Origin of the sequence: Marisediminitalea aggregata (assembly GCF_900129565.1) — a bacterium.
Classification (GTDB): domain Bacteria; phylum Pseudomonadota; class Gammaproteobacteria; order Enterobacterales; family Alteromonadaceae; genus Alteromonas; species Alteromonas aggregata.
This window is the reverse complement of record NZ_FQWD01000001.1, coordinates 235,688-244,384: the sequence shown is the minus strand read 5'-3', so window position 1 is coordinate 244,384 and position 8,697 is coordinate 235,688. Positions and strand designations below refer to the sequence as shown.

Annotated in this window: 6 protein-coding genes; 3 read left to right on the top strand and 3 right to left on the bottom strand. The window is 47.5% G+C overall.

The window, feature by feature from the left end; genetic code table 11:
* Window positions 1–29: 29 nt before the first annotated feature.
* On the bottom strand, window positions 30–575 hold the full coding sequence (gene yjgA, locus BUB81_RS01055) for a ribosome biogenesis factor YjgA (RefSeq protein ID WP_073316923.1): 546 nt from the start codon (window positions 573–575) through the stop codon (window positions 30–32).
* A 72-nt stretch (window positions 576–647) separates the two neighbouring features.
* Here yjgA and pmbA point away from each other — a divergent pair, with 72 nt between their 5' ends.
* From pmbA to BUB81_RS01040, 3 genes are all read left to right on the top strand, one after another.
* Window positions 648–1,979: a metalloprotease PmbA gene (gene pmbA, locus BUB81_RS01050; protein ID WP_073318579.1), complete on the top strand. Its 1,332-nt coding sequence runs from the start codon at window positions 648–650 to the stop codon at window positions 1,977–1,979.
* A gap of 149 nt (window positions 1,980–2,128) precedes the next feature.
* The gene (locus BUB81_RS01045) at window positions 2,129–3,058 is read left to right on the top strand and encodes a choice-of-anchor A family protein (protein WP_073316922.1); all 930 of its coding nucleotides are present in this window, start codon (window positions 2,129–2,131) and stop codon (window positions 3,056–3,058) included.
* Between the two features lie 105 nt (window positions 3,059–3,163).
* Window positions 3,164–6,016 carry a tetratricopeptide repeat protein gene (locus BUB81_RS01040; RefSeq protein WP_139241466.1) on the top strand — a complete coding sequence of 951 codons (2,853 nt, stop codon included), beginning with the start codon at window positions 3,164–3,166 and terminating at the stop codon, window positions 6,014–6,016.
* A 64-nt stretch (window positions 6,017–6,080) separates the two neighbouring features.
* Here BUB81_RS01040 and arcA read toward each other — a convergent pair whose 3' ends face one another.
* Window positions 6,081–6,788, bottom strand: a complete 708-nt coding sequence (gene arcA, locus BUB81_RS01035; protein WP_073316920.1) for a two-component system response regulator ArcA — start codon at window positions 6,786–6,788, stop codon at window positions 6,081–6,083.
* 161 nt (window positions 6,789–6,949) lie between these two features.
* Complete coding sequence (locus BUB81_RS01030; protein WP_073316919.1) at window positions 6,950–8,596, bottom strand: sensor histidine kinase; 1,647 nt, start codon at window positions 8,594–8,596, stop codon at window positions 6,950–6,952.
* Window positions 8,597–8,697 lie beyond the last annotated feature (101 nt).

The window sequence follows — 8,697 nt, the reverse complement described above, 5'->3', positions numbered from 1 at the left end:
ATCCGCCCGGCTAAGCCTGAATCACAGGTTTATTCAACAATTGCGCCTTTGAGGTACTGGAACAATTCCCGGTACGCCTTAGGCGGTTTATTGTTGCTGCGTTCTTTAACGATAGCACGATAAAAATGACGCAGTTTCTGACGCTCAAGCTGAGGGTAGTCACTGAGCAGAGGCTCAATGGCAGAGTCGCCCTGGTCGGCAATGGCATCACGGGCTTTTTCCAGTTTGTGGAACAACGCGTTGTGTTCATTTTGCTGATGTTGCAGTTTAGCCAGAGCGGTTTCAATTGGCTCCAGCTCGCGACTACGCATTAATTTGCCTATGAATTGTAGCTGGCGGCGAAAACCGTCTTTCTTGCGATTGATTCGGCGGGCCAGTGCTACGGCATCACCCAGCTCTTCATCCAGCGGGATGGTCTTGAGGTGGGCGTCAGACAAATTAACCAGTTGCTCACCAATTTCTTGTTGGTGAGCAGACTGACGTTTGAGTTCGGATTTACTGACGGGCTCGTCAAAATCAGGATAGTCGTCGTTGCTATCCCAGTTTTCGTCATCGTATTGACTCGGGTCGGTCATGGGACTCTCGTGTTAAACTGAATAATAGTAAATTGTAGCCCATGAACAATGGACATTTATAGCGAAACTTCTATGCAAATCGAACAACAACTCGCAGAAATTCAATCAAAAGTTGCTGACGTACTCAGTTTGGCACTAAAAAAAGGTGCCACACAGGCTGAAGCCAGTATGTCGAAGGTGGAAGGCATTGCAGTGTCGTCCCGTATGCGCGAAGTGGAAAATATTGAGTTCACCAACGATGGTGGACTGGGGATCAGCGTGTATGTGGGCAAACATAAAGGCAGCGCATCTACCGCTGACCTTAGTCCGTCTGCACTTGCACTGGCAGTGGAAAAAGCGGTAGATATTGCTCGCTATACCAGCGAAGACCCATGTACCGGTTTGGCCGACGCAGAGCTGATGGCAACGGAGTTCCCTGACCTGGAGTTGTACCATCCGATCCCGCTGGACCCTCAAAAAGCCATCGAAACCGCGGTACGTGCTGAATCAGCAGCACTGGATTACGATCCTCGGATAACCAATACCGACGGTGCCAGTTACAACGCGAATATCGGTATGCGCGTGTACGGCAATACGCATGGTATTAATGCTGGCTACACAAGTAGCCGGTACAGTCTGAGTTGTATGGTGATTGGCAGCGAAGGCGAAGATATGCAGCGTGACTACGCCTACACGGTGAGTCGTAACGCGAGCCTATTAGACAGCCCGGAGAGTGTGGGTCGCGAGGCGGCAAAAGCAACGGTTGAACGCCTTGGTGCACAGAAAATCAAGACGGCCACAGTGCCAGTACTTATCGATAAACAAATTGCAGCCGGCTTGTTCGGACATTATGTTGGTGCAATTAGCGGAGGGTCACTGTATCGCCGTTCCTCGTTTTTATTAGATAAACTGGGTAGTCAGGTTTTCCCTGAGTGGTTGAATATTGTTGAGCGGCCCCATTTAAAAGGCGGACTGGCAAGCAGCAACTTTGATAATGAGGGCGTGGCGACTCGCGATCTGAATGTGGTTGAACAAGGCCGCCTGTCTACGTATCTGTATACCAGTTACTCGGCGCGTAAACTCAATACGGTGTCGACCGGGCACGCTGGTGGTATCCACAACTGGGTGGTAGGTAATTCCGGACAAAGTGACGCTGAATTACTGAAAACCATGGGTACTGGCCTGTGGGTCACTGAACTCATGGGGCAGGGCGTGAACATCGTCACCGGAGATTACTCTCGCGGTGCTGCCGGGTTCTGGGTAGAAAACGGCATTGTGCAATATCCGGTTCACGAGATTACTATTGCAGGTTCGCTGCAGGATATGTATGCCAACATCGTCGCAATTGGTGCTGAACAGGATTGCCGCGGTAGCGTAAGCACGGGCTCGGTGTTGCTTGAAAAAATGATGATAGCTGGCGCGTAGTGAAATATCAGGTTTGACCTGTCAGGTTTTTTATCACTTTTGAGACGAAGACTTTACAGTCACCAAATTTCCTCATGTATTTCATGTGGTTATTTTTTTGGTTCGATCTTTGCTTGGATCGCGGTAAGAATGGAACAGGGTACAGAACATTGAAAAGGTTCAATCAATTAATTGCGTCGTTGGCCGTCTGCGTGTCTATGAGCGCAGTTGCGTCTGTTGAGAATGTAGGGACTTATAACCTCATTTTGAAAAACGACCTGAATACCAGCAGTGATATTGAAGGCCGCATTATGATCGGTGGTAACATCGACATGGCAGGCAAATCACTGGACGTAGCCAGCAGAATCGCTGCTGATCCGGTTGTAGACGCAGTAACGGTTGTTGGTGATATCACTGCAAACGATGTGAAAACGCAAAACGGCAACATTGTTTACGGTGGAAATATTGGTAGCACAAACCTGATTCTGAATGGCAGCGGCTCAGTGAGCCAGCAAAGCCAAAGCACCTTGCAAAATCAGTTTGATGCGATTTATCAAAGCGTTATCGACGACAGTAACTATTACAAAACCTTAGCTGCAAACGGTACTTTCAATACCTCAGACATGAACAATCTGAAGTTTGAATCTACCAGTAGCGACGACCTGTTGGTGTTCAACATCAATGGTACTGATTTGTTAAACGGCAGCTTTAGTTTTGGTTTTACACCTACGGTCCCCATTATCATTAACGTTGCGGGAACGGGTGCATTAAACCTGAACTCTAAAGCGTTTGGTAACTTTACCAAGCAGGTTGCGTCTTTGGTGCTGTGGAATTTCTTCGACTACACGTCGATTGGTTTTAACGGCGACGGTTGGAACGGTTCAGTGCTCGCACCGAACGCAGACATTACCAGTGGCACAGGTAGCCTGGACGGTGGTTTTGCTGCCTTGTCGTATACCGGCACGGTAGAGTTACACAATCAGCTGTTTACTTACGAACCGCCGGGTGAAACACCTGGAGTCGACGTGCCGGCACCCCCGGTATTTTTCCTGCTGTTTGGTGGGTTGATTGCAACAATGGCGCTTAGACGCCGCTCATAATGTTGTTATACACTTTGTAACGAAAAGGCTGGAATTCCAGCCTTTTTGCATTGTGCTAAACATAATATCATTGCAGCTACACTGCTTGCTTTACAGGATGTTAAATTGCCGTTTTATTCTCTCAATGCGCTATTCAGGCTGCAGGGCGCTTCGCCTGCGATAATGCTGTCCGTAATTTTGTTGGCGGCTGCCCTGCTGTGTGCTCCTGCTAAAGCCCAACAAAGTAATGAAACCTCATCTGTAGAATGTGAAAAAGCGGAATACAGTTATGAGCAGGGCGATCCTGATACGGCGTTAGTCCACTTAAAACGCTGTCAGCGGGCAATGCCTGACTTTTTGCCTGCCGTTGCATTGCTTGGGAAGATTCAGAGCAAACACGGTGCCTATTCACAGGCCGTGGTAACTTTCAATAGTGCGCGGAAACGCGGGGCAGATCCCTCTTTGTTTGCTCGGGAATGGGCTGATGCATTGTTGGCTACGCGCAATTACCAGACCATTTATGAATTTGATGAATATACGCAGTTCCCTGTAGACCAGCAGGCATATTGGTTATTAGCAAGGGCCGAGGCTTGTTCCGCGCTGGGAGAAGAGCGCTGCTCCAAAGAGAGTTACCTGCAACGTGGCGTGCTGGTTGATGATATCGAGCAACCTTTGGGGCTGGCGGGAATTGCGATTAAGGCCAGGAACTGGAAAGAAGCCAACCGCTATTTACAAAGAGCACGTTTGGTTGACGACAACGATATTCGGGTATGGCTGGCACTTGCACAGGCAAGTCAGGGGCAAAACAACAACGCTCAGGCACTGGAATATGCTAACCACGCACTTGCGATTAATCCTGAACATCCGTTGGTTCTGCGAATACTGGCCGATTTGTATTTGGCGGGCAACAACACCCAGCGTGCACTCACAATGGTTGAATCCATACTGGCGCAATCACCGCAAGATCCTTACGCGCTGTTAGTCAGCAATAGCCTGGTTGCTAACACTGAAAATGCGCTGGCCCTGCAGGCTGTAAAAGCACAAATTGAAAAGCTCAGCGTGAGCTTGACTGAATCGTCCTCAGAATTAGTGTTTCTGCGCGGACTGATTGCGTATCAGGAAGGCGCATTCGAAACAGCCCTGTCTGAGTTTTCACACTTATATAAACAGAAAGCCTATTTCCCGCAATCCATAGTGTTATTGGCAAAAGCTCAGCAGCAGTTGGGTCAGCGAGCTGAAGCGATAAAAGTGCTGGAAGCCAACCAGGAGTTGCTGCTGAACGAAGCGCCAACCGCCTACGCCATGATGATCGAACTGTTTATTGAGCAAGGCACCATGTTTAAAGCACTGGGCAGTTGGCAAACCTTTGTCTTCAGCTACCCTGAGCGGCTTGATGCCAAACTACTGGAAGTCAAAATTCTGCTCGGCAGAGGGTTGTTGGCCAGAGGCGCTGAAAAGCTGACTGCGCTGCGCGAACAATACCCCGAGTCAGTAGAGGTACAAACGGTTTTTGCTGTTGTCATGGCCCGCACCAATCAGCCTGAACAAGCACTACTGGCTGTAGACAGCTTATTGAAACGTGAGCCGGATAATGCCTATTTACTGAATTTTAAAGGGGCATTGCACCTAATGCTCAAGCAGTTTGAAGAAGCATCGCAGGCTCTGGATAAAGCACTCTCTATCTCAGACGAGCTAACGCCGGCAAAAGTGAATCGCATTTGGCTTACTCATCAGCAGGGTAATACCGAGCAGGCAGTGAACGATGCCAGGGAGTTGTCCAGCAAGTTTCCAAGGGATTTATCGGTAGGGCAGCTATACGCTGGATTGTTGCTGTCGTCCGGGCAGTCCGGACAAGCTTTGAACCAGTATCTACGGCTATTGAAACTCGACGACTCTCAGCAAAATGTGTTGGAAGCCCTGGTCGCGCTACGCATTCAGAGTAACAACATTAGCGCAGCAATACAGAGCCTGTCGCGCCTGATCGAACTCGAATACAACACTACGCAAAATCTATTGCGACGTGCGCAGTTGAACCATGCGTTAGGGGATGTGAAAAAAGCAGAGAACGACCTGAAAAAAGCCGCTTTGCTTGCTAACAATGAGCCCTTACTGTTGATAGCAACGGCGAACGCCGCTTTGCAAATTGGTAATCAACGACTCGCAATACAAAGTTTGCATCGGGCAAGAGAGCTCATGCCTGGTGATTTATTGGCAGGTGTTAAGCTTGCCGAGGTTTTCCTGAATACTGATCAACCTGGGGAGGCCGAAGTGGTGTTGGGGCAATTAGTCAGCGACCATCCTGGTCAGGCCGATGTCTGGCTACTTAAAGGTCGCCTGGCTGAGCAATCCGGTGATCTCAGGTTAGCCAGAACACACTATTACAAGGCGCTGTCGCTGAACAGTAGCTATGATCTGGTTTATGCCAAGCTCTACACGCTGACCCACTACGGCATCGGGGTCAAAGAGTTTGAGCAAACCCTGTCCCGTCGGGTGGCGGAGCAACCTGACCTGGTGTTTACACGGAATTTGTTGGCGCAGTTTTATTATTATCAACAGCAGTTCGAGTTGGCCGCCAAACACTATGTGTATTTATATGAGAACTTGCTGTCTGAAGATAAGAAACCGGCATTTGCACGCCGACTGGCACAAGCTTACTTTCACTTTGATATAACCAAAGGCATTGAGTATACCAATATAGCGGCTCAGAGCATGCCTGATGACCCTTATGTGAAATCATTGGCTGGTTGGTCGTTAACCTTGCAAAATCTCCCTCAGGACGCTGTGAAGCTGCTTAGAGAGGCGCATACTTTGGATGGAAACAACCTGGATACCGGGTATTTTCTGGCTTATACCCTGAGTCAGCTGGGACTTAACAACGAAGCGTTGCAGGTAGTGTCGCAATTATTAGACAAGCAAACCGGTTTCACCTACCAGAAAGAAGCAAGAGCCCTTGCAGCTCGTTTGAAGAACGCTTCCTGACAGAAACAAAAAACGCCGGGTAGCATTAATGCTGCCCGGCGTTAAACACATGCTTCGCCTGATTTTAGTTATCTACGGAACCGCAGAAACGGTAACCTTCACCGTGGATGGTTACAATCAACTCTTCTTCGCTTGGCTCAGATTCAAAGTGCTTACGAATACGACGAATCGTTACGTCAACAGTACGGTCATTCGGGCGTAACTCACGGCCTGTCATTTCCATAATCAGCTGCTCGCGAGTCAGGATTTTACCCGGGTTACTCAGGAACAAGTGTAACGCTCTGAATTCACTGCGCGGCAATCGGAACTCGTTACCACTTGGAGAGATCAGTGAACGGCTGTCGCCATCCAGCGTCCAGCCATTAAAGCTAACGCGGCTTGGTAAATCGTCATCTTCAGCGCTGCTGGTAGTACGACTCAGCAGGTTTCTTGCACGAATCGTTAGTTCGCGAGGATTAAATGGCTTGGTGAGGTAATCGTCGGCACCAATCTCTAACCCTAAAATTCGGTCAACATCGTTATCACGGCCAGTCAGGAAGATCAGGCCAACATTTTTACGGTCGCGTACTTCGCGAGCCAGAATCAGACCATTTTTACCTGGCAGGTTAATATCCATAATAACCAGGTTAATGGCGTGATTTTCAAAGAAATCATGCATTTGTTCGCCGTTTTCGGCTTCGAACACATTATACCCTTCGGCTTCAAACAAACTCTTTAACGTGGTACGAGTGACCACTTCATCTTCTACTATCAATATATTGGGCGTCTGCATGTTCACACTCTATTTACTATTGTTTTGTTTCTGTTCAAAGTTTAACAGATTTATATCGTTATTGGCGTATTTTGTCTTGCAATTTAACTGCCACTTTAGAATAAATTACTCGCTAGAGCAGGCATTGTTCAAGAAAAATATCTAAATTGCGTCTATTTTGTTTATTTTTTTACTGAAACCGGAAAAGACAATGTAAATTCCACGCCTTTGTCGGGTTCACTCTCAAGTTTGATGTTGCCATCCAGAGCCTGAGTCACTAAGTTAAACACTAAGTGCATACCTAATCCAGAGCCGCCTTGGCCTCTTTTTGTTGTAACAAAAGGATCAAAAATGCGCTTTTTAATGGAAGTTGGTATGCCACTTCCATTATCCCTGTAAATTATTTTCAGTTTTTTGTCATCCGTCAATGCTGCAATGATGTCAATTTGCCCATTTTCAACCCCTTCGAAGGCATGAATGAGTGAATTCATGATTAAATTTATTAAAATTTGATTTATTGGGCCTGCTTTTGACACTACGTTGAGTGATTCGTTGCATTCAATGTGGATTGTATGGGTCACTTTTTTCAATCTTGGGCGCAGCGACATCAGCGTTTCTTCGATTAATTGCTTCACGTTTATGTCGCGAGCTTCTTCACTGGATTGATCAACCGCGACTTGTTTAAAGCTCGAAATAAGGTCGGCTGCTCTGTTGAGATTACGGTAAATAATGTTCAGGTTTTCACGCCCTTCCTCTATAAACCGTTTCATGCTGCTTGCTTTGAGCGTTTTGTCGGAAAATTGCTGTTCTAATACCACCAGACGGTCGAGCATCATGGTTGATGCCGTGATACCCAGCCCTATTGGCGTATTTACTTCGTGGGCAACGCCGGCCACCATATCGCCCAACGACGCCATTTTTTCATTCTCTACAATCTGGCGCTGGAACTGGTGAAGTTTTTCTAAAGTCTGGATAAGCTCAGTATTGGCCTCCTTCAGGGCCACAGTGCGCTGACCCACTTCTTCTTCCAGTCGACTGTTTAGTTCCTGGTGCTGTTGTTCCGACTGTTGCTGTTTAACCACGTATTCCTGCATGCGGGCAAGCAATACATTAATGGCGTCTATAAGGATATTGTATTCCCTGACATCACAGTGCTTTGCGCGGCTTGCATAGTCACGCGAGCGTGCCACGCCCTGCAGAACCAACACCATGTCCTGTACCGGACTGCTGAGTACATGGCCAAAACGATAAGCCACCAAAAACGCGACAATGACGATTAATAGCAGCGTAGCTATCTGAACGGTGACGGAATAATTAACAAAGGCGTTGTAGGCTTCCGCGGTAGTTCGCACATACACATAGCCGTAAGTTTGATTTTCTGCGTTAATAGGACGAATGATCTCGAACACATCACCGTCAAACCTCGCAGTGTAGTACCTGGCCATGTCGTTGATTTTGCTTTCGACCGCAGTTGTACTCGACTTTGTATAAAGCGCCACCATTTCAGGGGTGGGGGTTTCATTAATGCTGTAGATATGAGCATTCAGTACATCGTTGTAGTTCTTCAGGCTGTTAAGCAACTGATTGAGCGTATCGGTTTGTGCCGCTTTTTGTTCGAAATCCAATGGGATAACTGACAGTGTAGGTAGTGAAGCGGCTGCAATCATGTCGGCGATGGCACGCACTTCACCTTCCAACTGGTCTTTCATTCTGGAATGTTGCGTGTAATTAGAAACGACTGATGAGATCAGCAATGCGCCGCCGGAAATAGACAAAACCAGCCATAACAAAATATTGCGAATAGAAAGCCTGGACGGCGACTGCAGCATGGGTTACGAAAATGTCCTGAGAAATAATTTAATATTGGATCATAAATGCTTAAAAAGAAAGAAATCGCCCGGATATTCTTTAATTAGCTCGAAGTAGTCGA